This is a genomic window from Variovorax sp. BGA-UO-ETr-C22 (assembly GCF_059567965.1).
In genome coordinates this window covers 1,179,620-1,206,082 of the sequence record NZ_JCAQPA010000011.1, presented here as the reverse complement: position 1 = coordinate 1,206,082, position 26,463 = coordinate 1,179,620, and the positions used below count along the sequence as shown (strand labels likewise).

Annotated in this window: 24 protein-coding genes; 9 read left to right on the top strand and 15 right to left on the bottom strand. The window is 69.1% G+C overall.

Features of this window, described 5'->3' with window-relative positions; all coding sequences use genetic code 11:
* Positions 1-45: 45 nt before the first annotated feature.
* The 4 genes from AC57B8_RS25685 to mltG are packed head-to-tail and all read right to left on the bottom strand — an operon-like array spanning position 46 to position 3,150.
* Positions 46-432 (bottom strand): PilZ domain-containing protein, encoded by a 387-nt coding sequence (locus AC57B8_RS25685; RefSeq protein WP_307638204.1) that lies wholly within the window; start codon positions 430-432, stop codon positions 46-48.
* Entirely contained in the window at positions 429-1,451 is a 1,023-nt protein-coding gene (locus AC57B8_RS25680; RefSeq protein WP_496481140.1) for a DNA polymerase III delta subunit-related protein, read from the bottom strand. The genes AC57B8_RS25685 and AC57B8_RS25680 overlap by 4 nt, the downstream gene beginning before the upstream one ends.
* On the bottom strand, positions 1,448-2,119 hold the full coding sequence (gene tmk / locus AC57B8_RS25675) for a dTMP kinase (RefSeq protein ID WP_307638295.1): 672 nt from the start codon (positions 2,117-2,119) through the stop codon (positions 1,448-1,450). The genes AC57B8_RS25680 and tmk overlap by 4 nt, the downstream gene beginning before the upstream one ends.
* A gap of 5 nt (positions 2,120-2,124) precedes the next feature.
* Positions 2,125-3,150 (bottom strand): endolytic transglycosylase MltG, encoded by a 1,026-nt coding sequence (gene mltG, locus AC57B8_RS25670; RefSeq protein WP_496481139.1) that lies wholly within the window; start codon positions 3,148-3,150, stop codon positions 2,125-2,127.
* A 138-nt stretch (positions 3,151-3,288) separates the two neighbouring features.
* Between mltG and ygfZ the strand changes: the two genes are divergently transcribed.
* Positions 3,289-4,215 (top strand): CAF17-like 4Fe-4S cluster assembly/insertion protein YgfZ, encoded by a 927-nt coding sequence (gene ygfZ / locus AC57B8_RS25665; protein ID WP_070060618.1) that lies wholly within the window; start codon positions 3,289-3,291, stop codon positions 4,213-4,215.
* Positions 4,216-4,361: 146 nt separating this feature from the next.
* Positions 4,362-5,291, top strand: a complete 930-nt coding sequence (locus tag AC57B8_RS25660; RefSeq protein ID WP_139705823.1) for a hypothetical protein — start codon at positions 4,362-4,364, stop codon at positions 5,289-5,291.
* Positions 5,292-5,306: 15 nt separating this feature from the next.
* Here the strand turns inward: AC57B8_RS25660 and AC57B8_RS25655 are convergent, their stop codons facing one another.
* From AC57B8_RS25655 to AC57B8_RS25645, 3 genes are read right to left on the bottom strand one after another with little or no spacing between them, the layout of a single operon-like run.
* The gene (locus tag AC57B8_RS25655) at positions 5,307-6,191 is read right to left on the bottom strand and encodes a YbgC/FadM family acyl-CoA thioesterase (protein WP_095745275.1); all 885 of its coding nucleotides are present in this window, start codon (positions 6,189-6,191) and stop codon (positions 5,307-5,309) included.
* Entirely contained in the window at positions 6,188-7,102 is a 915-nt protein-coding gene (locus AC57B8_RS25650) for an alpha/beta hydrolase fold domain-containing protein (protein WP_492685712.1), read from the bottom strand. Before AC57B8_RS25650 ends, AC57B8_RS25655 begins: the two co-directional genes overlap by 4 nt.
* Positions 7,103-7,152: 50 nt before the next feature.
* A complete protein-coding gene (locus AC57B8_RS25645) occupies positions 7,153-8,025 on the bottom strand; it encodes a 2-keto-4-pentenoate hydratase (protein ID WP_496481138.1) in 873 nt (290 codons plus the stop codon).
* A gap of 63 nt (positions 8,026-8,088) precedes the next feature.
* Here AC57B8_RS25645 and gbd point away from each other — a divergent pair, with 63 nt between their 5' ends.
* From gbd to AC57B8_RS25610, 7 genes are all read left to right on the top strand, one after another.
* A complete protein-coding gene (gene gbd / locus AC57B8_RS25640) occupies positions 8,089-9,225 on the top strand; it encodes a 4-hydroxybutyrate dehydrogenase (RefSeq protein ID WP_496481137.1) in 1,137 nt (378 codons plus the stop codon).
* 175 nt (positions 9,226-9,400) lie between these two features.
* Positions 9,401-11,743: a type VI secretion system Vgr family protein gene (locus tag AC57B8_RS25635; RefSeq protein ID WP_496481136.1), complete on the top strand. Its 2,343-nt coding sequence runs from the start codon at positions 9,401-9,403 to the stop codon at positions 11,741-11,743.
* A 16-nt stretch (positions 11,744-11,759) separates the two neighbouring features.
* The gene (locus AC57B8_RS25630; RefSeq protein WP_495262958.1) at positions 11,760-12,197 is read left to right on the top strand and encodes a hypothetical protein; all 438 of its coding nucleotides are present in this window, start codon (positions 11,760-11,762) and stop codon (positions 12,195-12,197) included.
* Positions 12,198-12,203: 6 nt separating this feature from the next.
* Positions 12,204-14,861 (top strand): DUF2169 family type VI secretion system accessory protein, encoded by a 2,658-nt coding sequence (locus AC57B8_RS25625; RefSeq protein ID WP_496481135.1) that lies wholly within the window; start codon positions 12,204-12,206, stop codon positions 14,859-14,861.
* Complete coding sequence (locus tag AC57B8_RS25620; protein WP_496481134.1) at positions 14,858-15,982, top strand: pentapeptide repeat-containing protein; 1,125 nt, start codon at positions 14,858-14,860, stop codon at positions 15,980-15,982. Before AC57B8_RS25625 ends, AC57B8_RS25620 begins: the two co-directional genes overlap by 4 nt.
* Positions 15,979-16,665: a DUF3540 domain-containing protein gene (locus AC57B8_RS25615; RefSeq protein ID WP_496481133.1), complete on the top strand. Its 687-nt coding sequence runs from the start codon at positions 15,979-15,981 to the stop codon at positions 16,663-16,665. Before AC57B8_RS25620 ends, AC57B8_RS25615 begins: the two co-directional genes overlap by 4 nt.
* A 21-nt stretch (positions 16,666-16,686) precedes the next feature.
* The gene (locus AC57B8_RS25610; protein WP_056580973.1) at positions 16,687-17,073 is read left to right on the top strand and encodes a DUF4150 domain-containing protein; all 387 of its coding nucleotides are present in this window, start codon (positions 16,687-16,689) and stop codon (positions 17,071-17,073) included.
* Between the two features lie 16 nt (positions 17,074-17,089).
* Here AC57B8_RS25610 and AC57B8_RS25605 read toward each other — a convergent pair whose 3' ends face one another.
* The 8 genes from AC57B8_RS25605 to AC57B8_RS25570 all read right to left on the bottom strand — a co-directional run bounded on the left by AC57B8_RS25605 (position 17,090) and on the right by AC57B8_RS25570 (position 26,415).
* The gene (locus tag AC57B8_RS25605) at positions 17,090-18,478 is read right to left on the bottom strand and encodes a lysozyme inhibitor LprI family protein (protein ID WP_496481132.1); all 1,389 of its coding nucleotides are present in this window, start codon (positions 18,476-18,478) and stop codon (positions 17,090-17,092) included.
* Positions 18,479-18,510: 32 nt separating this feature from the next.
* Entirely contained in the window at positions 18,511-19,983 is a 1,473-nt protein-coding gene (locus AC57B8_RS25600; protein WP_496481131.1) for a tannase/feruloyl esterase family alpha/beta hydrolase, read from the bottom strand.
* Between the two features lie 157 nt (positions 19,984-20,140).
* The gene (locus tag AC57B8_RS25595) at positions 20,141-21,127 is read right to left on the bottom strand and encodes a tripartite tricarboxylate transporter substrate binding protein (RefSeq protein WP_496481130.1); all 987 of its coding nucleotides are present in this window, start codon (positions 21,125-21,127) and stop codon (positions 20,141-20,143) included.
* 95 nt (positions 21,128-21,222) lie between these two features.
* Positions 21,223-22,299 (bottom strand): patatin-like phospholipase domain-containing protein, encoded by a 1,077-nt coding sequence (locus tag AC57B8_RS25590; RefSeq protein ID WP_159271828.1) that lies wholly within the window; start codon positions 22,297-22,299, stop codon positions 21,223-21,225.
* A complete protein-coding gene (locus AC57B8_RS25585) occupies positions 22,296-22,709 on the bottom strand; it encodes a type II toxin-antitoxin system VapC family toxin (RefSeq protein WP_496481129.1) in 414 nt (137 codons plus the stop codon). Before AC57B8_RS25585 ends, AC57B8_RS25590 begins: the two co-directional genes overlap by 4 nt.
* Before the next feature lie 13 nt (positions 22,710-22,722).
* Positions 22,723-22,980 carry a type II toxin-antitoxin system Phd/YefM family antitoxin gene (locus tag AC57B8_RS25580; RefSeq protein WP_056580961.1) on the bottom strand — a complete coding sequence of 86 codons (258 nt, stop codon included), beginning with the start codon at positions 22,978-22,980 and terminating at the stop codon, positions 22,723-22,725.
* A 65-nt stretch (positions 22,981-23,045) separates the two neighbouring features.
* Complete coding sequence (locus AC57B8_RS25575) at positions 23,046-25,421, bottom strand: Tex family protein (protein WP_496481128.1); 2,376 nt, start codon at positions 25,419-25,421, stop codon at positions 23,046-23,048.
* 79 nt (positions 25,422-25,500) lie between these two features.
* A complete protein-coding gene (locus AC57B8_RS25570) occupies positions 25,501-26,415 on the bottom strand; it encodes a sensor histidine kinase (RefSeq protein ID WP_496481127.1) in 915 nt (304 codons plus the stop codon).
* Between the last annotated feature and the right edge of the window lie 48 nt (positions 26,416-26,463).

The following is a 26,463-nucleotide window of genomic DNA, read 5'->3' as shown; positions in this document are numbered from 1 at the left end:
CGTGTCCGGAGTTCCGCGTCACGGGGACGGCGGCGGAGAAAGAACTCAGATGGTCTGGGTCGGGCGGTCGGAGGCCATGGAGCCACCGAGCGCAGCTTCGATGCGCGCCTTCAGCTGGCGCGACTTCTCGTCCGAGGGAAAGCGCACACCGACGCCCGGCGCCCGGTTGCCGGCGGCGCGGGCCGGCGTGATCCAGGCGACCTTGCCAGCCACCGGATAGCGCTGCGGGTCTTCGGGCAGCGTGAGCAGCACGTAGACGTCGTCGCCCAGCCGGTATTCGCGCGTGGTCGGAATGAAGATGCCGCCCTCGGCAAACAGCGGGATGTAGGCCGCGTAGAGCGCGCCCTTTTCCTTGATGGCGAGCTGGATGACGCTCGGCCGGGCGGGCGTGGCAGACAAAGCGGCAGCGGCGGGAGCGACAGGTTGGTTCATGGGCGGCGAGCGGCAGAGTTTAGGGTGCTTCGCGCCTCGCTCACAAGCGCTTCGAGCATGAGGCCGGCGTTGAACGGGTGCTCGGCGGTCCGCGCGGCGGCGGCGAGCGACTTCGACCAGCGCGCCAGCGCCAGCTTGTGCGGGGCCGGTGGCAGGTCGGCCGCGTCGAAGAAACGGGGTTCGGCGCCATGGCCCACGGCCATGAGGTCGTGGCAGAGCTTTTGCAGCGAGACGACGGCCTGGGCCGGCGCCTGGTCGGCCAGCGCGCCCACGTCGCCGCGCGACACGGCCTTGGGCAGCAGCGACCACGCCTTGGGCGACTGGCCCGAGCGCGCCAGCCGCAGCGCATCGCTGGGCCGTCCGCCTGCGGCACGCAGCAGCTGCGCGGCGTCGGCGGCGGGCACCTCCTGCGCTACCAGCCAGGCTTCGGCCTCGGCGGTTTCGGGCCACGGCAGCGTGAAACCCAGGCAGCGGCTGCGGATGGTCGGCAGCAGCTGCCACGCGGCCTCGCTGGCGAGCACGAAGCGCACGTCGCCGACGGGTTCTTCCAGCGTCTTGAGCAGCGCGTTGGCGGTGATGGTGTTCATGCGCTCGGCCGGGTACACGAGCACGACCTTGCCGCGGCCGCGTGCGCTGGTGCGCTGGGCAAAGCCGACGGCGTCGCGCATGGCTTCGACGCGGATCTCGCGGCTGGCCTTGCGTTTCTTGTCGTCGATGTCGGACTGCGCCTTTTCGTCGAGCGGCCAGCCCAGTTCCTGCATCGCGACCTCGGGCATCAGCACGCACAGATCGGCGTGGGTGCGGACCTCGATGGCGTGGCAGCTCGCGCAGTGGCCGCAGGCGGCACCGCCCTCCTCCACCGGCTGTTCGCACAGCCAGGCGGCGGCGAGCGCCAGCGCGAGTTCGTACTGGCCGATGCCCGACGGGCCTTGCAGCAGCCAGGCATGGCCGCGCTGGCGCAGCAGTTCGGCCAAGGGCTGGCGCAGCCACGGGGTCAGCGTGTTCACCGGCTCGCTCATCGCGCGGCTCCCTGCACCGGCGACAGCACGCCGCGCGCCACCAGTGCGGTGTCGATCTGCTGCCAGACCTGGTCGCGGGCCTGGCTCGCATCGATGCGCACGAAGCGCGACGCATCAGCGGCGGCGCGGGCCGCATAGCCCTGCGCCACGCGGCGGAAGAACTCGACGGGCTGGGCCTCGAACTTGTCGGGCACGCGCGCGCCGGCCAGGCGTTGGGCGGCGATCTCGGGGGCGAGGTCGAACCACACGGTCACTTGGGGTTGCAGCAGTTGCGAAGCCGGCAGACCGGCCCGACCCGCCTGCACCCACTGTTCGAGCGTCGCCAACACGGCGGTGTCGAAGCCGCGTCCCGCGCCCTGGTAGGCGAAGGTGGCGTCGGTGAAACGGTCGCACAGCACGACCTCGCCGCGCGCCAGCGCCGGTTCGATGACCTGGGCGATGTGGTCGCAGCGCGCCGCGAACACCAGCAGCGATTCGGTCAGCGGGTTCATCGGCTGCTCGAGCACCAGCCCGCGCAGCGTCTCGGCCAGCGGCGTGCCGCCAGGTTCGCGCGTGCGCACCACGGTGCGGCCCTGCGCCTTGAAGCGGGCTTCCAGCGCGTCGAGGTGGCTCGACTTGCCCGCGCCGTCGATGCCTTCCAGCGTCAGAAACAGACCGCCATTGCTGATCGAACTCATTGGGTCGCCTTGGGTTGGGAGCTGCTGCCACCGCCTCGCTGATAGCGGTTGACCGCGCGGTTGTGGTCGTCGAGCGAGCTGCTGAACTGGCTCGTGCCGTCGCCGCGCGAGACGAAGTACAGCGACTTGCTCTGCGCCGGCTGCACGGCCGCCAGCAGCGCGGCCTTGCCGGGCATCGCGATCGGCGTGGGCGGCAGGCCGCCGCGGGTGTAGGTGTTCCAGGGCGTGTCGGTCTGCAGGTCGCGCTTGCGCAGGTTGCCGTCGAAGGCGGTGCCCATGCCGTAGATCACGGTCGGGTCGGTCTGCAGCGGCATGCCGATGCGCAGCCGGTTGGTGAAGACGGCGGCAATCTCCGCGCGGTCGTTGGCCTTGCCTGTCTCCTTTTCGACAATGCTGGCCAGAATAAGCGCCTCATCGGCCGATTTGAGCGGCAAATCGGCCGCGCGCGCCGCCCAGGCGGCCTCGAGCTTCTTGTCCATGGCCCGCATGGCGCGCTGCAGCAGTGCGATGTCGGTCGAGCCCTTCGAGTAGGTGTAGGTGTCCGGGAAGAAGCGGCCTTCGGGGTGCAGGCCCGGCTTGCCCAGCGCGGCCATCAGCGCGTCTTCGCTCATGCCCACGCTGTCGGGCTTGAGCTGCTCGGCCTTGGCGAGCGCGGCGCGCACCTGGCGGATGTTCCAGCCTTCGACCAGCACCACGCTGCGCGTGGCTTCCTCGCCGCGCACCAGGACGTTGAGCAGCAGTTTGGGCGTGACACCGCGTTCCAGTTCGTAACTGCCGGCGCGCATCTGGCGGTCTTGCCCCGAGACGCGGAACCACAGGTACAGCAGCTGAGGCTGCACGTCGACGCCGGTGTCGGCCACGGCCTGCGCGATGCCGCGCGGCGTGGTGCCGGGCTCCACCGACAGGTCGACGCTGGGCGTCGGCAACTTGAGCGGCTGGTGCACCCACCAGAGACCGGCGCCGCCGAGCGCCAGAACGGCCAGGGCCACGAGCAGGAAGAGCGTGAGGAAGAAGCTGCGCACGAATCCGAGGAAAAGACGGAGGAAGAAAAAGAGCTGGCAAGCAGATGGACACCGACCCGCGGGAACGGCCGGCCCCGTCGCTGCGACGGGGAATCCCTGCCGCCCCGAAGGAACAGGCACGGCCATGATAATTCAGCGATGACCACAGTCGTTCTCAACGGGGTGAGCACCCTGCCCCACCTCGGCGTGATCCGCGCCGAAGGCCCCGATGCCGCCAGCTTTCTGCACGGCCAGCTCACGCAGGATTTTTCTCTGCTCGGCGCCACCGAAGCCCGCCTGGCGGCGCTCTGCACGGCCAAGGGCCGCGTGATCGCCAGCTTCATCGGCATCCGCCCGCAACCCGAACTCATCCTGCTGGTGTGCAGCCGCGACATCCTGGCGGCCACGCTCAAGCGCCTGTCGATGTATGTGTTGCGCGCCAAGGTCAAGCTGACCGACGCCACCGAGCAGTTCGCGCTGCACGGCGTGGCCGGCACCGCCCTGACCGCCAACGGCCTCGATGCGGCCCTGCCGCCCGGACGCCGCACGGCCATCGGCGAAGACATCAGCGTGGTGTCGCTGTACCCGGCCGACGGCGTGCCGCGCGCGCTGTGGATCGCGCCGGCCGACCAGAAGGCGCCCGTGGGCCCGACGCTCGACGCCGCCTTGTGGCCCTGGAGCGAGGTGCGCAGCGGCATCGTCACGCTGACCACGCCGGTGATCGAGGCCTTCGTGCCGCAGATGATCAACTACGAGTCGGTGGGCGGCGTGAACTTCAAGAAGGGTTGCTACCCCGGCCAGGAAATCGTGGCGCGCAGCCAGTTCCGCGGCACGCTCAAGCGCCGCACCTACCTCGCGCAGACCGACGCGCCGCTGGCCGCGGGCCAGGAGGTGTTCGCAGCCAACGACGCCGAACAGCCCGTGGGCACCGTGGCGCAGGCCGCGCCCGCGCCCGATGGCGGCTGGTCGGCGCTCATCTCCATCCAGATCGCCGCGCTCGAGGCCGGCGGCCTGCACGCGGGGGCGCCCGGCGGACCGGCGCTGTCGGTCGAGCCGCTGCCCTACCCGCTGCTCGAAGACATCTGATTTCCCCTGCGTCCCTGCCTTCTTTCCGGGGGCGCTTGGCGCTGTCTCACCGACAGCGCCATTTTTTTGCGCGACGCTTAACCCCGTTCGCGAGGCCCCGCCGTAGAAGCCTGCATCGATCCACTCCTGGCAAGGAAGCCACCATGATGCAGCGCAGACTTCTCCTCACCACCGTCCTGGCCCTGACCGCGCTGTCGGCGGGGGCGGAAAGCCCGATGCGGCCGTACCCCTCCGGTGCCAGCCGCATCGGCGGCCTGATGAACATCAGCATCGTCGACCGCACGAGCGGCGCCGAGCTGCCGATCTACCGCCACCGCGGCGAGTACTGGGTGGCCGGCCGCCCCGGCGCGCGCTATGCGATCCGGGCACGCAACGCGATGGGCGAACGCATCATGGCCGTGATGTCGGTGGACGGCGTCAACGTCGTTACCGGCGAAACCGCCGGCGTCGGCCAGAACGGCTACGTGTTCGGCCCGCGCGAGCGCAGCGACATCGCGGGCTGGCGCAAGAGCGATTCGCAGATCGCGGCCTTCGAATTCGCCGCCGCCGGCAACTCCTACGCGAGCCGCACCGGCCGCCCCGACGACGTGGGCGTGATCGGCGTCGCGATGTTCCGCGAACGCCGGCCGGAACCGCCGCCGCCGGTCGTGACGCCGTATCCGTCGCGTGACGAGTACAGCGGCGGCAACAGCAGCCGCGAACGGCGCAGCGAGGCGCCGCCGGCACCGTCGTCGATGGGCGATGCGCGCGCCAAGGCGGCCCCACCCGCAGGCAGCGCCGGCAATGCCGACATGGCGGCCGAGTCGTCCGCCGGCGCCATGGCCCGCCAGTCGGCGCCCAGCCCGAGCCTGGGCACGGCCCACGGACGGCGCGAGACCTCGTATGTCGGCAAGACGACCTTCGAGCGCGCCAGCTCGCAGCCCGACGAGGTGATCCGCATCCGCTACGACAGCCGCGAGAACCTGGTCGCCGCGGGCGTCATCCCGGTGCCGCAGCGCTGGCCGCGCCCGTCGGGCCCGTCGCCCTTCCCGGGCTCGGACCCCGGCTACGTGCCGGACCCGCCGGCCCGCTATTGATTGAAGGCGCGGCGCTCAGCGCAGCGCGCGCCGCATCTCGATGTGCGCGATGCCGGCTTCCTCGAAAGGCTGGCCGTGCACCGCGTAGCCCAGCCGCGCGTAGAAGCGCTCGGCGCTGCGCTGCGCATTGAGCGCCACCTCGCGGTCGCCGCGCGCGCGGGCCGCGTCTTCGAGCGCCTGCACCACGGCCGCGCCGTGGCCGCCGCTGCGCAAGGTGCGGTGCACCGCCATGCGGCCGATGTGTGAGACGCCGTCCTCGGCGGGCAGCAACCGGCCGGTGCCGATGACCTGGCCGAGCCGGTTGCGTGCCACCGCGTGCAGCACGACCGCGTCGTGCGCGTCCCACTCCAGCTCCTTGGGAATGTTCTGTTCCTCGATGAACACGGCGCGGCGCAGCGCGCTCGCGCCTTCGCCGAGCGTGGCCCAGTCGCCGGTCTCGACGGTGCGCATCGGCTCGCCGGCCTCGAAGGCCGTCAGCGTCTCGCGCAGGGCCGCGGGCACCGGCTTCGAGGTCTGCGTGGCCGGGTCGGCGAACACGTAGACGAGCTCGCAGCCCACCAGGAACTCGTCCTGGCGGAACAGGCCGCCCTGGAAAATGATCGACGAGTTGCCGATGCGCGCGCACTTCATGCCCACGTCGATCACGTCGTCCATGCGCGCGGAGGCGCGGAAATCGATGGTCGCCTTGCGCACGTACAGGTCGCCGCCCAGCGAGTGCATCGCCTCTTCGTACGGCAGCGCCATCGCGCGCCAGTAGTCGGCAATGGCGGTGTCGAAGTACATCAGGTAGTGCGCGTTGAAGACGATCTTCTGCATGTCCACCTCGGCCCAACGCACGCGCAGACGGTGGAAGTAGTGGAAGTCCTCGCGGCGGACCGGGGTGTTGTTGTTCTCGCTCATGGGTTCAATGCCTCTTTCAGTGCGCGGGCCGCGTCGTTCTGCGCCTGCAGCGCCTCGGGAATCGCCCGGCCCATCTTGATGAATTCGTGGATCACGCCACGGTAGATTTCCAGGTCGACCGCCACGCCCGCGGCGCGCAGCTTGTCGGCGTAGGCGATGCCTTCGTCCACCACCGGGTCGGCCTCGGCCAGGCCGATCCAGGCCGGCGCCACATCGTCGACGTCGTCGGCCAGCAGGGGCGCGAAACGCCAGTCGTCGCGGTCGGCGGGCGTGTTCACGTACTGGGCGAAGAAGAAGTCGATCATGGCCTTGGTCAGCAGCGGGCCGTCGACATGGCGTCGGTGCGACTCAGTGTCCTGGTGCGCGGCCATGCCGGGGTAGATGAGCAGCTGCAGCGCCACCGGCAGGCCGGCATCGCGCGCCAGGATCGCGCACACGGCCGCCAGCGTGCCGCCCGCGCTGTCGCCGCCCACTGCCAGGCGCGTGCCGTCGAGACCGAGGCTGGCACCTTGCGTGGCGATGAACTGGAAGGCGTCCCAGGCATCGTTCGACGCGGTCGGAAACTTGTGCGCGGGTGCGAGCCGGTAGTCGACCGACACCACCGCGCAGCCGCTCTTGAGGCTGAGCACGCGGCACAGCGTGTCGTGCGTGCGGATGTTGCCGACCGTGAAGCCGCCGCCGTGGAAGTACACGAGCACGGGCAGCACCTCGGCCGACGGCGCATACAGCCGCGCGGGCATGGCATGGCCGTCGCGCGCGGCGATGTGGAAGTCTTCGATGCGCGCCAGTTCGGGCTTGGGCACCTCGAGCACGCCCGCGCCCTTTTCGTATGAGGCCTTGGCTTCGTCGGGCGTGAGCTGGTCGAGCGGCGGATGGCCCGCGCGCGCCATGCGCTCGACCACACCGGCCATCTTCGGGGTGAGCGCGGGTTGCGCGAGGCGGTTCGCTGTCGTGGTCGTGCTCACTTGAAAGACACCACCACCGGTTGCATGCGCGACAGCCCTTCGTAGCTCACCACCACCGTTAGCCCGGCCTTGGGTGGCAGCAGCGGCGAGAACGAGCCCAGGCTGATCAGGTCGCCCGGCTTCAGCGCGATGCCTTCCTTGGCCAGCGCGCCGGCCAGCCACACCACGGCATTGAGCGGGTGCTCGAGGATGTCGGAGCCCTTGCCGGTCGCCAGCTCCTTGCCCTGCCCGTCCTTCATGACCACGCGCATGTCGCGCAGGCTCTCGAGCATCCAGGACTGGCCGTCGGCCGTCGCCGGCACATCGACCGGCAGGCCGCGCACGCCGAGCCGCGCGCCGACGTTGATCGCGGCCACGCCCGGGCCGTTGAGCTTCGAGGGCGTCTGCACCGCGAGGTCGGGCAGCTCGATGAAGGGAATGAGCTGGTCGATGTTGGCCAGCACCTCGGCCGGCGTCTTCGCCTTGTGGATGTCGGCGCTCTTCACGCGCACCAGCATGTCGGCCTCGAACAGAGGCCGTGCGCCGAAGGCCGCATCGACCACCGCGCCGCTGTCCAGCAGCATGCGCTGGTAGAGCACGCCCCACACCGGCTGGTCGTAGTTGAAGCGCTTCTGCACCGCGGGGTTGGTCAGGCCCGCCTTGTAGCCGACCACGTCACCGAGGTTGCGCGCATGCAGCACGTTGAGCTTGGCGCGCGTGCAGGCGGCGTCGGCCTCGCTGAGGTTCTCGAAGTCGGCGGCGGGCGTGCGCGCTGCCTGCGCGGCGGCGAAGTCGGCCACCTGGGTGTCGCTGAGGCAGGCGGCCTGGACCGAAGCGGCCAGCAGCGCTGAGCCCAGTGCGACAGACGCAAGGGTTTTGTTGGTGGGCAAGAATGTCCCCTCTTGTTAGATTCGAACGGTCAGCAATCGTACTGCCCTCGGGCGTTCCCCCTCATGGCCCTCATCCAATACCTCACCCAGATCCAGTTCGAATTCGGCGCCATCAAGCTCCTGTCGAGCGAGTGCGCGCGCATCGGCATCAACCGCCCCCTGATCGTCACCGACGCCGGCGTGCGCGCGGCCGGCGTGCTGCAGAAGGCGCTCGACGCCATCGCCGATCTCGAGGTCGCGGTGTTCGACCAGACGCCCTCCAACCCGACCGAGGCCGCGGTGCGCGCCGCCGTCGAGCTGTACCGCAGCGGCCGCTGCGACGGCCTCATCGCCGTGGGCGGCGGCTCGGCCATCGACTGCGCCAAGGGCGTGGCCATCGCGGCCACGCACGACGGCCCGCTCAAGACCTACGCCACCATCGAAGGCGGCTCGCCCAAGATCACCGAGCGCGCGGTGCCGCTCATTGCCGTGCCCACCACCAGCGGCACCGGCAGCGAGGTGGCGCGCGGTGCCATCGTCATCGTCGACGACCACCGCAAGCTCGGCTTCCACAGCTGGTTCCTCATGCCCAAGGCCGCCATCTGCGACCCCGAGCTCACGCTCGGCCTGCCGCCCCGGCTCACGGCCGCCACCGGCATGGACGCCATCGCGCACTGCATGGAAACCTTCATGTCGGCCGCCTTCAACCCGCCGGCCGACGGCATCGGCCTCGACGGCCTGGAGCGCGCCTGGGGCCACATCGAGCGCGCGACGAAAGACGGCAGTGACCGCGAGGCGCGACTGAATCTCATGAGCGCGTCGATGCAGGGCGCCATGGCCTTCCAGAAGGGCCTGGGCTGCGTGCACTCGCTGAGCCACAGCCTGGGCGGCGTCGATCCGCGCCTGCACCACGGCACGCTCAACGCCCTCTTCCTGCCGGCCGTGATCCACTTCAATTCGGGCGCCGAATCGGTGCAGAAGGAACAGCGCCTGCAGCGCATGGCGCAGGCCATGCACCTGGACTCGGCCGGCGACCTCGGCCACGCGATCCGCGACATGAACGCGCGCCTGGGCCTGCCCAAGGGCCTGGCCGAAGTGGGCGTGACGCCCGCGATGTTCGAGCAGATCATCGACGGCGCCATGGCCGACCATTGCCACAAGACCAACCCGCGGCTGGCCACGCGCGACGACTACAAGGCGATGCTCGAAGCGTCGATGTAAAACCTTTGCGTCACTCCTGCTGCGCAGGCGTGCATTCGCTTTCACAAAAGGCCGTTTCGACGGCCTTTTGCCTGTGGCGCGTCATGGATGTGACACGCGGCGTTTTCATACTGGCTTGGCCCCATCTGCAGAGGCTTCGCATCCGTGAAAGCCCGAGGGGTCAGGGAAGTGTCGAATGCCGCGTACCGTCCAAGTCCATACCGTCCTGAGCACCGAGCAACTCAAGTTCCGCGCGATGCGGGGGCACGAAGGACTCTCGCAACTCTTCGAGTTCGAGGTCGACATGGTCAGCACCAGCTTCAACCTCGACCTGAAGCGCCTGCTCGGCACCTCGCTCACGCTGGCCATTGCCGACGACGGCACAACGCGCTACCTCAACGGCACCGTGGTGCGCTTCGAGCTCGTCGGGCGCGCCAACGAAACCGGCCGCCACTACATCTACCGCGCGCTCGTGCAGCCCTGGCTGTGGTACCTCACGCGCACCACCGACTGCCGCATCTTCCAGAACCAGAGCGTGCCGGAGGTGCTCGACGCGGTGCTGGGCAAGTACGGCTTCCAGTTCGAGAAGCGCCTCACGGGCAGCTACCGTCCGTGGGAATACTGCGTGCAGTACCAGGAGAGCGACTTCGCCTTCGTGAGCCGCCTCATGGAGCATGAAGGCATCGCCTACCACTTCGAGCACGGCAACGGCTCGCACCTGCTGGTGCTGGCCGACGACACGGGCGGCTACCACCCGCTGCCGGGCCACGCGCGCATTCCCTACCGCCCGCGCGACCGCGTGGTGAATGCGCTGGAGCCCTGCATCGACCGCTGGCGCGTGGCCGAGCAGATCACCTCGGGCCGCGTGATGCTCGACGACTTCGACTTTCGCAAGTCGCGCGCCTCGCTGCAGAGCGTGCAGCAGGACCCCAAGGGCCACGACCACGCGACCTACGAAGTCTATGAATGGCTCGGCGGCTACAGCGAGCACCAGCAAGGCGACGCCTACGCGAAGATCCGCCTGCAGGAGCTGCAGTGCGCGCACGAGCTGGCCTCGGGCCACACCAACGTGGTGGGCATGGCGCCGGGCCACCTGTTCGAGATGACGCACTGCCCGCGCGAGGCCGACAACCGCGAGTACCTCGTCACCGGAACGCGCTACGACCTGCGCGAGCCCGAATACTCGACCGGCGGCAGCAGCGAATCGGTGTGCGAGTTCGACTTCACCGTGCTCCCATCGGCCGTGCCCTACCGCCCTGCGCGCACCACGCCGCGCCCGCGCACCAACGGTCCGCAGACTGCCACCGTGGTCGGCCCCGAGGAGATCTGGACCGACCGCTTCGGCCGCGTGAAGCTGCAGTTCCGCTGGGACCGCTACGGCCAGTCGGACGAGAACAGCTCGTGCTGGGTGCGCGTGTCCAGCAACTGGGCCGGCGCCAACTACGGCACCATGCACATGCCGCGCGTGGGCCAGGAAGTGATTGTCGATTTCATCGGCGGCCAGCCCGACCGCCCCATCATCACCGGCCGCGTCTACAACAGCGACCAGATGCCGCCGTGGGAGCTGCCCGCCAACGCCACGGCCAGCGGCATCCTCACGCGCTCCAGCACCGGCGGCGCGGCCAACCAGGCCAACATGCTGCGCTTCGAGGACCGCGCGGGCGCCGAGCAGATCCTGCTGCACGCCGAGCGCAACCTCGACGTCGAAGTGGAAGCCGACGAGACCCACACCACCGACGGCACCCGCACCACCCTCATCAAGGGCCACGAGTCGGCCACCTACCAGGACGGTGAGACGCGCGACATCACTGCCGGCGCGACGGAGACCATCACCGGCGGCGACACGCGCGACGTGACGGGCGGCTTCAGCGAAACCGTGAGCGGCGGCGTGACGCAGCGCATCACGGGCGGCAAGACGCGCACGCTCAGCGGCGGGCTCAACGACACCATCTCCGGCGGCGTGACCCTCGCCATCAGCGGCGGCTTCAACGGCACCATCGACGGGCAGGAAATCCGCTTCGTGAGCGCGGGCCGCAACGACACCATCAACACGTCGAACACCGTGCATGTGAACGGTCCGTCGAACACCACGGTGACCGGCCCCACGGTCCACACCTCGCCGGACGTGACCTTCAACACCACGAACCACATCCACAACACGACGCAGCACGTGATCAACACCAACGTCTACAACACGACGTCCAACACCTACAAGAACATCACGAACGACTACACGAACAACTCGAAGACCTACATCAACAACTACGCCAAGAGCAACGACTGGCGCTGGTACCGCGCGGGCGGCGTGGGGGCGCGTTTCTCGGCGGTCGGGCTGGCGCTCGACCTGTGGGGGCTGCGCCAGCAGAACTACATCCTCAACTCGCAGTTCTCGGGCATCCGGCTCGACGTGGCGGTGTTCCGCTCGCAGAACTCGGCCACCGAGATCGAGGGAAAGATGCTCAAGGTCGCGAACATCGGCATGAAGATCGCCAGCGGCGGCCTGGCCTTCGCCGCCAAGGCGATGACCGTCAAGGTCTGAGCCGATCGACCGACCGATGGCCGTCTGGGAACAGGTCCTCTGGAGCGTCTTCGCCGTGATGATGGGCGGGGCGCTGCTGGCCGGCGTCGCGGTGGTCGTCACGGCCACGCGCGAACAGCGAAAGTACACGCAGGAGCGGCGCATCGGCGAGCGCCTGGGCCTTGCCGGCGTGGCCACGCATGGCGTGGTGGCGCAGGTGCGGCGCTCCGAGCACCAGCTCACCAGCCCGGGCAGCCATGGCCAGTGCATGGTCGCGCTCGAATTCACGCTGCAGATGCCGCCGTCGTCCCCGGTGCCGAGCGTGGTGCTGCGCACGCTGGTCGACGAACTGCTGCTACCCCGCCTCGCGGTGCCGGGCGCGACCCTGCACCTGGTCCAGGACCCGGCGCACCCCGATGTGGTGGCGGTCGACCGACAGCGCACGCCGCTCGAAGTGACACCCGCACGGAGCTGACCCCCATTGAAAACCGTCAAGCCGCTGCGGCTGAGCGTCATCACACGCCCCTTCCTGCGGGGCCACCAGCAACGCCTGGGTGTCACGCTGATGGGCATGGTGTCGATGGACGCCGCGCCCGTGCTGCTGCCCGAGCCGGAGTTCTGGAAGATCGCTGCCGAAGAGCTCGGCCCCACGGGCGCCATCGACCTGGGCATTCCCAAACCCCACGCCGAGTTCCTGGCCACCGGCCATGCCTACACGCACCATCAGGACGACAAGACCGCCTGCGCCGTCGCGATGCGCGTAGGTGAGCTTTCTCGCCAGCTGCTGGTGTTCGGCGACCGCTTCTGGCTCGACGGCCGTGCCACCGCGCCGCAGCCCTTCGAATCGATGCGGCTCGACGCCACGCGCGCCTACGGCAGCCCCGGCTTTGCCGAGAACCCGCAGGGCATCGGCCACGCGCACGAGACCGTCAACGGCCTGCAGGTGCAGCGCCTGCCGAACATCGAAGACCCGCAGCAGCGCATCGACCGGCCCGATCGCGAGACCGAACCGGCCGGCTTCGGCCCGATCGAGCTGACCCGGCCCAGCCGCATGCGCCTGATCGGCCGGCAGTACGACGGCCACTGGCGCGAGCACCTGTTCCCCGGTTTTTCGGAGGACATGGACTGGCGCTTCTTCAACGCCGCGCCGCCGCAGCAGCGCTGGCCCGCGCGCGACCACATCCCCGGCGGCGCGCCCTACGAGATCTGGCACATGCACCCCACGCAGCCGGTGCAGCGCGGGCGCCTGCCCGACTGGCGTGCACGCGCCTTCATCGCGCGCCGAAGCGGGCCCGGCCGCGAGCCGGAACAGTTCGACGAAGTGCCCATGCGCCTCACCACGGCGTGGTTCTTTCCGCACCGCGGGCAGGTGGCGCTGATCCACCATGGCGAGATCGACATCGTGGAAGACGACGCCGACGACGTGACGCACGTGATGCCCGCCATCGAAGCCGCGGGCGATGCACCGCGCCCGCTGGCGCACTACTTCGCCCTCCTCCAGCGCCGCTGCGATCCCGAGACCGGCGCGCTGCATGCCGCCCGCGACGACGAGCTGCTGCCCGCGCAGGCCATCGGCCCGTGGCTCGATACGCTGGACGACGGCGAGGAATCCGCGCTCGTGCGCAACATGCGCGAACGCGGCGACCGGCTGCGCGCGGACATGATGCAGAAGGCGCGCGAGGCCGGCCACGATCCGCGCCTGCTGCGCGAACGGCCGCTGCCCGAGCCCTTCCGCAAGGCGCCGACGCTCGCCGAGTTGCCCGAGTTCGTCGAGCGCACGCGACGCTTCACGCAGGGCCAGCGCCAGGCGCTCGAAGACGGCCGACGCGAGCTCGAACGCGCGGGTCGGCTCAATGCGGCCGAGTCGCGCCAGGTCGGATTCGACTCGGCAGAGCTGGTCTCGAACATCGACCGCACCACGACCAAGGGCCCGCCCGCCTTCGATGCGCAGACCGTGCTGCAGGGCATGTTCGGCATCGCCGCCGCGACGGGCACGTCCGCACTGTCGCCCGCGCAGCAGCAGGCCTTCGCGGAGGTGGTCGAGAAAGGCCAGCGTGGGCTGATCGACATGTACCGCATGGGCGCACAGCACCAGTCACCGGCCGACGTGCTCGAAGGCGAACGCGCCGCCGAAGCACGCCGGCGCGTCCAGGACGCGATGGCCACCACGCGCGACCTCTCCGAGATGGACCTCACCGGCGCCGACCTGTCGGGCATGGACCTGCGCGGCGCACGCCTGCACCGCACCTTGCTCGAACACGCGAACCTCGAAGGCGCCCGGCTCGATGGCGCGGATGCCACCGAGGCCGTGCTCGTGCGTGCGCGCCTCACGCGGGCCTCGCTCGCGGGCTGCTTGCTGCACCGCGCGAACCTCAGCCTGGCCCGTTGCGTCCGCACCGTGTTCACCGGCGCGCAGCTGCACCACACCACGCTCGAGCAGACGCACTTCGACCATTGCGACTTCTCGCAGGCCTCGCTGGAGCATCTGACCGTGCTCGGCCTGCAGGTCGACCACTGCCGCTTCGATGCAGCACGCCTTTCCTACGTGACCTTCCTCGAGCAGACGCGCCTGCAGGACTGCAGCTTTCGCAACGCCGTGCTCCACAAGGTCGGGCTGATCTCGTGCATCGCCGAGCGGCTCGACTTCAGCGAGGCCAAGCTCGAAGCCTGCGCCTGGGCCCACACGCCGGGCGACACCGGCATCGTCTTTCGCGGCGCGACCCTGCACACCACCTGCTTCGTCGGCACCAGCAGCCTGCGCACCATGGACTTCGAAGACGCGACGCTGGTGCAATGCGGCCTGCGCGAGATGCCGCTGGACGGCGCGCGCTTCGTGCGTGCCACGCTCGACACCTGCGACCTGTCGGCCTGCAGCCTCACGGGCGCCGACCTCAGCGGCTGCGATGCGCCCGAAAGCCTTTTCATCCGCGCCGACTTCACGCAGGCCTCGCTGCGCGGCGCCAACCTCATGCATGCCAGCCTGCAGAAAGCCCGCCTGGTGCGCACCGACCTGCGCGAGGCCAACCTGTTCCGCGCCGACGTCTCGCAGACCCTGATCGACAGCGTGACCGACACGCACGGCGCGCACCTCGAACAGGCCAAGACCCTCCCGCGCCGCGCCGCGGACCCGGCCCGATGACGCCGGCCGAGCTGGCAGCGAAGATCCGCGGCGGCGACCACCTCCAGGACCAGGACTTCCAGGGCATGGACTTCGACGGCATGGACCTGCGCGGCGGCAGCTTCGGCGCCTGCGATTTCCGTCGGGCGAACCTGCGTGGCGCGCGGCTGGGCGAATCGGTGTTCGACAGCTGCCGCTTCGACGACGCGGTGCTCGACAGCGCCGACCTGCAACATGCCGCCTTCCACCGCTGCGCCCTGCCCCGCGCGCGCCTGCAGTCTGCGGCGATGGCCCACGCCGTCTTCTCCGAGGCCGACCTGAGCGGCGTCGACATGAGCGCGGCGCAGGCGGGCCAGGCCACCTTTCACCAGAGCACGCTCGACGGCGCGGGCTTCGGGCGTGCGGACCTCACGAAGTCGGTGTTCGGCGAATGCCGCCTCGACGGCACGCGCTTCGACGACACGGCGCTGAACACCACCGTCTTCTACCGCGCGGCGTTGCGCGGCACGCACTTCAAGGGCGCGAGCTTCCACAACGTGATCTTCGGCGAGGCCGACCTCGCGGGGCAGGACTTCTCGGCGCAGTCGTTTCATCTGTGCCAGTTCATCGATGCCGACCTGACGGGCTGCAATTTCGCCGGCGCGCGCCTGAGCCAGTGCAACTTCAAGGGCGCGAAGCTCGAAGGCGCGGTGCTGTCGGGCGTGCAGGCGCCGCAGTGCCTGTTTCCCGAAGCCGACCTGCGACGGGTGGATGCGCGCGGCGGGCATTTCGACCAGAGCCTGTGGGTCGGTGCCCGGCTCGACGACGCCGACCTGTCGGACGCGCGGCTCGAACAGTGCGTGTTCCACCGCGCAAGCTGCCGCCGCACCGCGTTCGCCCGCAGCCACCTCGTGTACGCGGATTTCTCCTACGCCGACCTCGCCGATGCCGACCTGCGCGGCGCCACCTTCCACCGCACCCAGATGCACCGCGCGATCGAGACCGGCGTGCGCTGGAGCGACCGCCTCGGCGTGCTCGACAGCGACCCGGCGCTGTTCGAGGCCGAGCGCTTTTCTGCCGCCCGTGCGAGCCGCCCGCAACGCGCCGGCCGCGACACCTTCGGCCGGCCACTGCCGCCCGATCCACAGGACACCCCGCCATGAACCAACGAGTCCTTCGCGAAGCTGCTTCGCCGCCATCGCTTACGTCAGAGACCGAGATGCACGCACTGCTGCGCAAGCCGCTGCCTGCACAAGCCGCACCGGCCTGGACCGGCAGCGCGCTCGGCACCGTCGTGCAATCGCTGCCCGACGGCCGCTTCGTCGTCGAACCACAGCCGGGCGGCGCGCCCTGGCACTGCCCGCGCGCCGCGAGCTGCCTGCTGCAACCCGCCGTGGGCGACGTCGTGCTCGTGGCCGGGCCGCAGCGCGAGCAGCTGTTCCTGATCGCCGTCGTCACGCAGGCAGACCCCAGCCAGTCGCAGCTCGTGGCCGAGGGCGACCTCACAATCCGCTCGCGGCGCGGCGGCATCGCGCTGCAGGCGTCCACGTTCGCGCTTCGGGCCGACAAGGCCACGGTGGACATCACCGACATGGCCTACCGCGGCGCCGAAGTGCGCGTGACCACGCTGGTCGCCCGCTTCGTGGGCCGCACGCTCGAGACCGTGCTCGACCGCCTGAGCCTGCTCACGCGCTCGAGCTTTCGCCTCACCGAAGAGGTCGAGCAGGTGCGCGCGGGCCAGATCGACATGCAGGCGGCGCAGAGCCTGCGCCTGCACGCCAAGAACACCTTCGTCACCAGCCAGGCGCTGGTGAAGGTCGACGCCGAACAGATCCACATGGGTTGATACCGACAAGGAGCCTGAACCATGTTCGCCAACGCACAGATGATGGGAATGGACCTCGCGTTTCCCGATGTCTGCAAGACACCGCCGGCGCTGCCCGTGCCCTACCCCAACATCGCGCTCGGGCCGACGGCCCTGCCCAACGCCTGGAACATCCTGTACGGCGGCACGCCCGTGCACAACATGGCGACCACCACGCCGATCACCAACGGCGACAACGCCGGCGTGCTGATGGGCGTGGTGTCGCAGACGGTGATGGGGCCGTCGCGCCACATCACCGGCGCGTTCACGGTGCTGCTCAAGGGAACGCCCTGCACGCGCATGACCAGCCTGGCGGTGCAGAACCGCTGCAACATCGTGGGCATGCGCATCGTGCCCAGCCAGTTCAAGGTGCTGGTGCTGGCGCCCTGAACTTCGGCGCTGCGGCTCAGTTGCCGACGTCGAACCTCGCGATCGACGCCGTGGTGCCGGTCGCGGTTCGCACGCCATCCACCGTGTAGGTCTGCTCGCGGTCGTATTCACCGGGTTTGCGCACCCAGAATGCCGCGCTCAGCCCGCCCTTGGACGAATAGGCACCGAACCAGTCGACCACCCGCCCGATGCGGCACTCCTGCCCGACCCACACCGGAACGTCACCCACGATCTCGAAGGTGTAGTGGCCGGGACCGTAGCTGGTGTAGTTGCCGCGCTCGTCGTCGCTGGTGCCCGCGGGGACCGGGCACAGCGGCGTGTCCGCGGGACCGATGTCGCGGGCCTGCCGGGTGTCGATCTTGCGCAGCGCCTGGCTCAGCGCTCGATGCAGGGCGCTGTCCAGCGTGGTCTTGGTTCCCTTCTCGTCGCTCTGCACCTTGGGGACCGAGAGTCGGTAGCGGCAGCGCACGCTGAGCTTGGGCGCCTCGCCGACGATCGTCAGCGGGCGCAGCAGGTAGACGTCGTCCACGCCGTAGAGGCTGTTCTGGTAGGCCGCATAGACGCGCCCGCGCAGGCGAATCCACTCGCCCGACTGGTTCGCGCCGCGCCCGCCGGTCGTGTAGAGGCTCGACGCGCCGCTGTCGTCGTCCGGCGTGGCCTGGCCGGGTGTAGTGAGGCCTTCGAACCGGCCGCCCTTGCGGCGAAGGACGTTGGTTTCGCCGAACAGGCCGGTGCCGCCGACATAGGTGTCGATCACGAGGTCGCGCTGGCCGTCGCCATCGACGTCCAGCAAGGTGTAGGCCGCGGCGCCGTTTTCGCCGCCGCCTTCGATGTCCGATGCCCGAAGGGCGCGCCACTCGTCGGCGGTCACGCCCTTGGGGCGGGTGGTGGGGAACTGCGCAACCGAGCCGGCCGAGTGGTCGTCGTTCCTGTTGGCGAACGCAGTGATTCCGGTCTTGATGCGCAACGCGTCGATGACCTTCTCGAGCGGAAACTCCGCATCGGTCTTGCGCATCGTCTCGACGGCCTGGCGCAGTTCCTCGAGGGCCTGCCGGTCCACGTCGTCGGGCCGGTAGGCATGGACGTCGCGCAGCTGAAGCCGGAGTGCCGCCAGCCGTTCTTCATACCGCCCGGCGATGCAGCCCGTGTCGGCAGCACACCGGTCGCGAACCTTCAGCCAGTCGAGTTGCGCGCGCCGCAGCGTGGCGCGCTGCGGTCCTTGGGCGGCGGCCAGCTTGCCGTAGACCGAGGACAGCTGGAAGTCCAGCTTGCGCAGGTTCTCGCTGGCGCAGATGGCTCTCTCGACATCGGCGGCGGCGCGGCTGCAATCGAGCCCCGCCGCAAAAGCTGGCGTGGCGACAGCGCCGAGGACCAAGAGGGTTGCGAGGGACAGGCGGTACGTCATGCCGCAGTGGAGTTTGCCACCGCAGCCCGGTCTCAATTCGCCGCCAGGCACCTCCACGCACCCAGTGTCGAGGCTGCAGGAATTTCACCGGAGGAGTTCCTCACAAGCGATGGCGTGCTGGCGACGGCGTTGTTGTCGTGCACCCATTGGTCGAGGTCCGACACGGCATTCCAATTCAATTGCATGGTGTTCAAGCCGATTCTCTTGAGCAGTGAGTTGGTGTTGTAGAAACCGTGGCTGTAATCTTCGACGAAATAGGTGCGCACCGAATTCCTGATATCGCTCGCCGTTTGCCTGCGGGCCAACTCCTTGACGAATTCACCGGCCTGGCTGCAGGGCACGAGGAAGTCCGAAGTCCCCTGGTAGATGATGATTTTCTTGCCCTTCTTGCCGGCCCTCTTCTGACTCGCCGCAGCGTCGAAGAAATTCGAGAGATCGCGCGGCGTGACATTCCAGACCGGCGCCAGCGCATCCAGCAGCCGGTGGTAACCGTCGTAATGGGCGCCCGACTGGATAGCGACATCCGCCAGGCGCCGGGACGTCGCGCCCAGCGCATCGCTCAATGTTTGATCGGACACATCCCGGCCGAACAGGCTGGTCAATATGGCCGCGCTGCTGTTCCAGTTGACCACCCAGTCATTGACCACCGACGGGACTTCCAGCGTCTTCAGCAAATTGGTTTCATCGACCGGAGGCGCACCCGCGATGATGCCGTCATACGCATCGGGCCAATTCGCCACGGCTTTCAATGCCTGCCGGCCACCGGTGGAAATGCCGACGAAATAGGTGTCGGTGGGCGCCGCGCCCGTGAGCTTTCGTGAGAGGTACAGCCCGACATCGAGCGTCTTCTTGATGGCGTCCTGTCCGAAATTCTTGACCGCCTCCTGCCTGGGCACGTCGCCGAGTTGCCTGCCTGGTTGCACGAACGCCGGATCGAACGCCTTCGACGATTCGCCTGCGCCCGCGTCGCCGAGAACGACGGCGTAATTCGACAGCGCCGGTCCTTGCCACGACGGCGAGAACTGCTGGTTGCTTTGCTGGCCTGCTGCAACGACGTCGGTATCCCAGGCAAATCCACCACCGCCGAGCTGGACGAATTTTCCATTCCATTGCGTCGGGATATAGACCTGGTAATTGATGTCGGGCACCCGGTAATCGGGCGCCTTGACGGCAGGGTCGATGCCACCGGGAGACGTGGGCTGGATGGTCCCTTTGATCAGACAGTAGGCGGGAAATGCAAGCCAGACCTGCTCGACCGACGTGATCTTGAATCCCCCGGTTCGGGGCGAAGGAAACCGGGTGCTGCGGAAATCGTTCAGCACGGCGTCGCCGTACGCCGTGCCGTTCAATTGATTGGAGCAGGTGCGCACGAGGGTGGCGGAAATATCGTTGGCTGCATGCGCCACCGAGAAAGCCCCGCCGAAAACCATCGCCACGAGAAACGATCGGGGCCGTCGCAAGGACGGCCCGGCTCCCAAAGACCTGCAGTTTTTTGTCTCGGTCAAGATGTGTCTCCGATGGATTGAATTGAATATTCACGAGCGCTCTCTTGCCTGAGGGCGCTGTACCTTCTGATGAGGCTGTGAAATTCTCAATCTCCTGGCGACGGGCCGCAGTATCCCTGCGGCGCCAATCGAATGACCTTCAGCGCGTGCGGACGCTCTATTCCAGCTTGACGCCCGCCGTGCGGATCACCTTGCCCCACTTGGTGGTCTCGGACGCGATGAAGGCGTCGAACTCCTCGGGCGTGCTGCCCGCCGGGAAGGTGCCCATGGCATCGAGCTTGGCGCGCGTCTCGTCGCTCTTGATGATGCGCGCCACCTCTTCCGACATGCGCTTGACGATCTCGCGCGGCGTGCCCGCCGGCGCCAGCATGCCGGCCCAGGTGCTGCCGGTGAAGCCCGCAAAGCCCTGCTCGATGAAGGTGGGCACGTCGGGCACCGCCGGCAGGCGCTTGTCGCCGGCCACGCCGATCAGCCGCACCTTGCCGGCCTTGCCCTGGTTGATGAGGCCCGTGGGCGCGTCGAAGAACAGCTGGATCTGCCCGCCCATCAGGTCGGTCAGCGCAGGCACCGCGCCGCGGTACGGGATGTGGATCATGTAGGTCTGCGTGAGCGACTTCCACAGCTCGCTCGTGAGGTGCGCGGCCGAGCCGTTGCCCGAGGAACCGAAGCTGATCTTGCCGGGGTGCTTGCGTGCGTAGTCGATGAGCTCGCGCGCGGTCTTGAACGGCGCGTCGTTGTTGACCGCTGCGAGCAATGGCGACACCCCCATCAGCGACACGCCCACGAGGTCCTTGCGCGGGTCGTAGGGCAGCTTGGGGTACAGCGTGGTGTTGGCCGTGTAGGCCGCGATGACGACGCCGAAGGTGCTGCCGTCGGGCGCGGCCTTGGCCACGGCATCGACGCCGATCAGGCTGTTGGCGCCGGGCTTGTTGTCGATCACCACCGGCTGGCCCAGGCGCGTCTGCAGGCCCGCCTGCACCAGCCGCGCCATCTGGTCGGTGAAGCCGCCCGGGGTGTAGGGCACGACGATGCGGATCGGCTTGCTCGGCCAGGCGCTCTGCGCGAAAGACGGTGCAGCCAGGCTGGCAGCGGCGGCCGCGGTGGCAAAGGAAAAACGGCGGCGGGAGAGCGTGGCGTGCGGCATGGTCGGGAACCCTTCGGATGGCATGGATCGGACCATTCTCGAAGCGCGCTCCTGCCCCGGCGCTCAGGGTTTGTCCCCGACGGGACAAAGCGTGTTCAGAGCGGCAGGATGTCGCGCGAGCGCCCGTCGTCGCCGAGCCAGGCCTCGAACTCGTCCGACAGCCGCGTCGCCTCGCGCGTGGCCTGGCCCCAGGCCGCGATGCGCGCCTGCGCGTCGTTCGCGAAGCGGATGAAGTCCTTGCGGTCGGGCAGCTTGCCGTGCGGCAGCGTCTTGACCCACTCGGGGTTGGGCGCGAGCACCACCATGCGGTCGAGAAAGCGCGTCGACTTGTGGCGCCAGCGCAGCCCCTTGTCGAGCCAGCCCGGCACCACGGCCTGCTGGAAGTGCGGGTACAGCACGATGCCTTCGTCGGCGGGCTGGTAGTCCAGGTGCAGGTGGTAGTCGGTGATGCCGCCGTCCCAGTAGGCGCCGCGCGGCGCGCCCGGAATGTCGTGCACCGCCGCCAGCAGGAACGGAATGGAGCACGAGGCCTGCAGCACCCGGTTGAAGTTGGCCTCGCTCAGCGCGTGCTGGCGCGTGCGGAAGTCGGTCGTGCCGAAGGGCAAGGCCGCGCCGGGCGTGGAGAACACGCAGCGTTCCAGCCAGGCGCCCAGGCTCTTGCGGTGCAGGCTGTTGCTCGCGAAGGCGCCCAGGTAGCCGACCGGCGTGCGCGCCCTGCCCTCGCGCCCCAGGATGTGGCGCCCGCGCGAGGTCACCACATGCAGCCGGTAGCGCGCATGGCCCAGCACCTCGCCGATGCGTCCACCGTAGAAGGTGTCGAGGCTTTCCGCGAAGCGTTCGCTGAGCTGGTGTGGGCTGAGCCGCTTCTGGCCCGGCGGCACCTCGAACTGCTGGCGCACGTAGTCGTGCTCGAAGCGCCCGAAGGCCGCCTCCGGGTCCGACAGGCAGGCCGTGGCCAACCGCCACGCACCGATCGACGCACCCACCAGGTCCACCGGCTGGCTCGACTGCGTGAGCCAGCGCCCGAAGATGAAGCGATCGAGCGGCCCGAGGATCAGCCCCTTGGGCCCGCCGGCCGCGCCGGGGACGGTGCGCACGTCCTGCGGGCGCAGGCCGTGCTGCTCGATGTGCTGGCGGGCCGCGGGGCCGGCGTAGATGCGCAGGGCTTTCATGCGGCACCCGTTTCAAACGGATTGAAGACCTCGACACCGAAGTCGGCGAAGTCACTCACGTTGCGCGTGACGACGGTCAGGCCGTGCTGTTTCGCCGTGGCGGCGATCATGGCGTCTTCGTACAGCGTGACGGAGCTGCGGTGCATCAGCCGGGCCCACAGCCTGAAGGTCTTCGCATCCATCGGCAGGACGTTGTACGACGCAGCGACCAGCTCGACCCATTGCTCGATCTCGTCCGCTTTCGCCGCATCCTGTTCGCGTGTGAGTTCAATGCCGGCCTGGATCTCGCCCAGCGTCACGGCCGACAGGTGAAGTTCGCTGTCGGGAATGGGCGCCAGCCACGCCAGGACGGCGCCATGAGGGCGAAGCCGACGCAGTTCTGAAATGACGTTCGTGTCCAGAAGGTACATGCTGCGCGCGCCTTCAACGGGCCGGGGTGACGCGTCGCCTGCGCGCGGCGCCGCGCTCGGGCACGAGGAACTCGGTGCGCGCCTCGTCGGTGCACAGCAGCTCCTTGAGCGAGGGTTTGGCGATGGCATGCAGCCGCCGCCATTCCGCGGCCGGCACCAGCACGGCCGCCTCGGCACCGCGCCGGGTGACCATTTGCGGCCCGTCGTTCAGACAGGCCTCCAGGAATTCGCTGAAACGCGCTTTCGCGTCTTGTACCGGCCAGGTTTTCATCGGCGCCACCCCATCAGACTAGTTAGATGACTAGTTTAACGGGACAGCCTTCGATCTGCTTGCGGTTACTTGCGCAACCCCTGCAACTTGGCAAACGCACTCGCCATCTGCCCCGCCGGCTGCGGCGAGTTGTCGCGCCGGCCTTGCTGTTGCTGGCCGCGCCCTGCCCCTTCGAAGCGGTTGTCGCGCGGGCCGTCGCGGCGTGCGGGCGCGGCGTCGAGCTTCATCGACAGGCCGATGCGCTTGCGGGCCACGTCGACTTCCATCACCTTGACCTTGACGATGTCGCCGGTCTTGACGACTTCGCGCGCGTCGTTGACGAACTTGTGGCTCAGCTGGCTCACGTGGACCAGGCCGTCCTGGTGCACGCCCAGGTCGACAAAGGCGCCGAACTGGGCCACGTTGCTCACGGTGCCCTCGAGGATCATGCCCTCGGTGAGGTCGGAGATGTCGTCCACGCCGTCGTTGAAGCGCGCCACCTTGAAGTCGGGGCGCGGGTCGCGGCCGGGCTTCTCGAGTTCGCCCAGGATGTCCTTGACCGTGATGACGCCGAACTTCTCGTTGGCGAACAGCTCGGGCTTGAGCGTCTTGAGCATGTCGGCGCGGCCCATCAGCTCGGCGATGGGCTTGCCGGTCTTGATGATGATCTGCTCGACCAGCGGATACGTTTCGGGGTGCACGCCGGTGATGTCCAGCGGGTCGGCGCCGTCGCGGATGCGCAGGAAGCCGGCGCTCTGCTCGAAGGCCTTGGGGCCGAAGCCGGTCACGTCGAGCAGCTGCTTGCGGGTGGAGAACGCACCGTTGGCTTCGCGCCAGCGCACCACGGCCTTGGCCACGCTGGCCGACAGGCCGGACACGCGGCTGAGCAGCGGCACGCTGGCGGTGTTCAGGTCGACGCCCACCGAGTTCACGCAGTCCTCGACCACGGCCTGCAGGGTGCGCGCGAGTTCGCTCTGGTTCACGTCGTGCTGGTACTGGCCCACGCCGATGCTCTTGGGGTCGATCTTCACGAGCTCGGCCAGCGGGTCCTGCAGGCGGCGCGCGATGGAGGCGGCGCCGCGCAGGCTCACGTCCACGTCGGGCATTTCCTGCGAGGCGAATTCGCTGGCGGAATACACGGAGGCGCCGGCTTCGCTCACCACGACCTTGTCGACCGTCATTTCGGGCGCACCGGCCTGCGCGGCCATCTTGGCCAGCAGCTTGATGAGGTCGCCGGCCAGCTTGTCGGTCTCGCGGCTGGCGGTGCCGTTGCCGATGGCGATCAGGTTCACGCCGTGCTTGGCGCACAGCTTGCCCAGGGTGTGCAGCGAGCCTTCCCAGTCCTTGCGCGGTTCGTGCGGGAACACGGTGGCGGTCTCGACCAGCTTGCCGGTCGAATCGACCACGGCCACCTTCACGCCGGTGCGGATGCCGGGGTCCAGGCCCATCACGACGCGCCGGCCGGCAGGGGCTGCCAGCAGCAGGTCGCGCAGGTTGTCGGCGAACACCTTGATGGCGACCTTTTCGGCGTCTTCGCGCAGGCGGGTGAACAGGTCACGCTCGGTCGACAGCGCCAGCTTCACGCGCCAGGTCCAGGCCACGCACTTGCGCAGCAGGTCGTCGGCCGGGCGAGCGGCGTGGCTCCAGCCCAGGTGCAGCGCGATCTTGCCTTCGGCGATGCTGGGCTTGCCCGGCTCGGGCTCGACGGGCAGGACGAGCTTGGCGTCGAGCACCTCGAGCGCGCGGCCGCGGAACACGGCCAGCGCGCGGTGCGACGGCACGCGGCCGATGGGCTCGTCGTAGTCGAAGTAGTCGCGGAACTTGGCGATGTCGGCGTTGTTCTCGTCCTTGCCGGCCATCAGGGTGGACTTGAGCAGGCCTTCGTTCCAGAGCCATTCGCGCAGGCGCTGCACCAGCACGGCGTCTTCGGCCCAACGCTCGGACAGGATGTCGCGCACGCCGTCGAGCACGAGGGGCACGGTGGAGAAATCGGGGCCCGGCTTGCCGTCGTCCAGCGTGGTGGCGGGTTGCAGGAAGGCCTTGGCTTCGACGGCCGGATCGAGCGTGGGGTCGGCCAGCAGCTTGTCGGCCAGCGGCTCGATGCCGAATTCGCGGGCGATCTGGCCCTTGGTGCGGCGCTTCTGCTTGAACGGCAGGTACAGGTCTTCGAGCTCCTGCTTGGTGGGCGCGAATTCGATCGCGGCGCGCAGCTCGGGGGTCAGCTTGCCCTGCTCGTCGATGGCCTTGAGCACCGCCACGCGGCGGTCTTCGAGTTCGCGCAGGTAAGACAGCCGGGCTTCCAGTTCGCGCAGCTGGATGTCGTCGAGGCCGCCCGTGACTTCCTTGCGATAGCGGGCAATGAACGGAACCGTGGCGCCTTCGTCGAGCAGTTCGACGGCGGCCTTCACCTGGTGCTCGCCGACCTTGATTTCAACGGCGAGCTGGCGAATGATTTTCTGCATGTCTTGAGCGCGTCCCTGGCAAAGCGCGGAAGTTTGCCATAGGCGACGAGGCCCCCCGCCGGGCACCGGCGCGGGATGGTTACAACGTGCTCTCGGCCGGTGCCGCGACCGCGGACTGCGGCAGCACTTCGCCGGGCATCACGAGCCGGATGCGCAGCCCGTGCGGCGCTGCATCCATGACGGCCAGCTCGCCATGCAGCGCATCGGCGCGCTCGCGCATGCTGCGCAGGCCCTTGCCGCCCGGTTCGCCGGCCGCCGCATCCAGGCCGCGGCCGTCGTCGAGCACTTCGAGCACCAGGCCGTGCGAGCGTTCGCGCGGGCCGAAGCGCACTTCCACGCGGGTCGCCTGCGAATGGCGCAGCACGTTCGACAAGGCCTCCTGCGCGATGCGGCACAGCTGCATCGCGGCCTCGGGCGACAGCGGCGGCGCCAGCACCACGTCCTGCACGTTCCACACGAGCGTGATGCCGAGCCGGTCGAACGCCGGTTGCAGTCGGTAACGCAGGTGGCCCAGGCGCTCGCCGATGCTGGTGTCGGCCTGGTCGTCGAGGGAGTCGACCGTCATCTGCAGCTCCAGCAGGCAGGCCTGCAGGGCCATCGACAGCTCGCGGGCGTCGGCGGAGCGCGGGTCGTAGCTGGCCATGAGCGCCACCAGCCGCGAGCCGACGCCGTCATGCAGGTCGCTGGCGATGCGGCGGCGCTCGGCGAGCACGGCCTGCGCCTGGCGGTAGCGCACGAGGCGGCGCCGCGTGAAATACCAGGTGGCCACGATCATGCAGAGCACGGCGACGTTCACCCCCTGCAGGGCCCAGAAGGCGGCCGGCACCTCGGTACCCAGCGTGGTGATCGCCGAGGTCGCGCGAATCACCTGCCCGACCACCGGCGTCAGGTGCAGCGCAAATGCGAGCCCGACCCACAGCAGCATCCGCTGGCGCGAGGCACGCGGCCACAGCCAGACCAGGAGCACACACCAGGCGGCGATCGAAAGCCACACGAACTGGTCCTCCAGGAAATACGGCGGGAGCGGGGGCGCGGGCGCGCG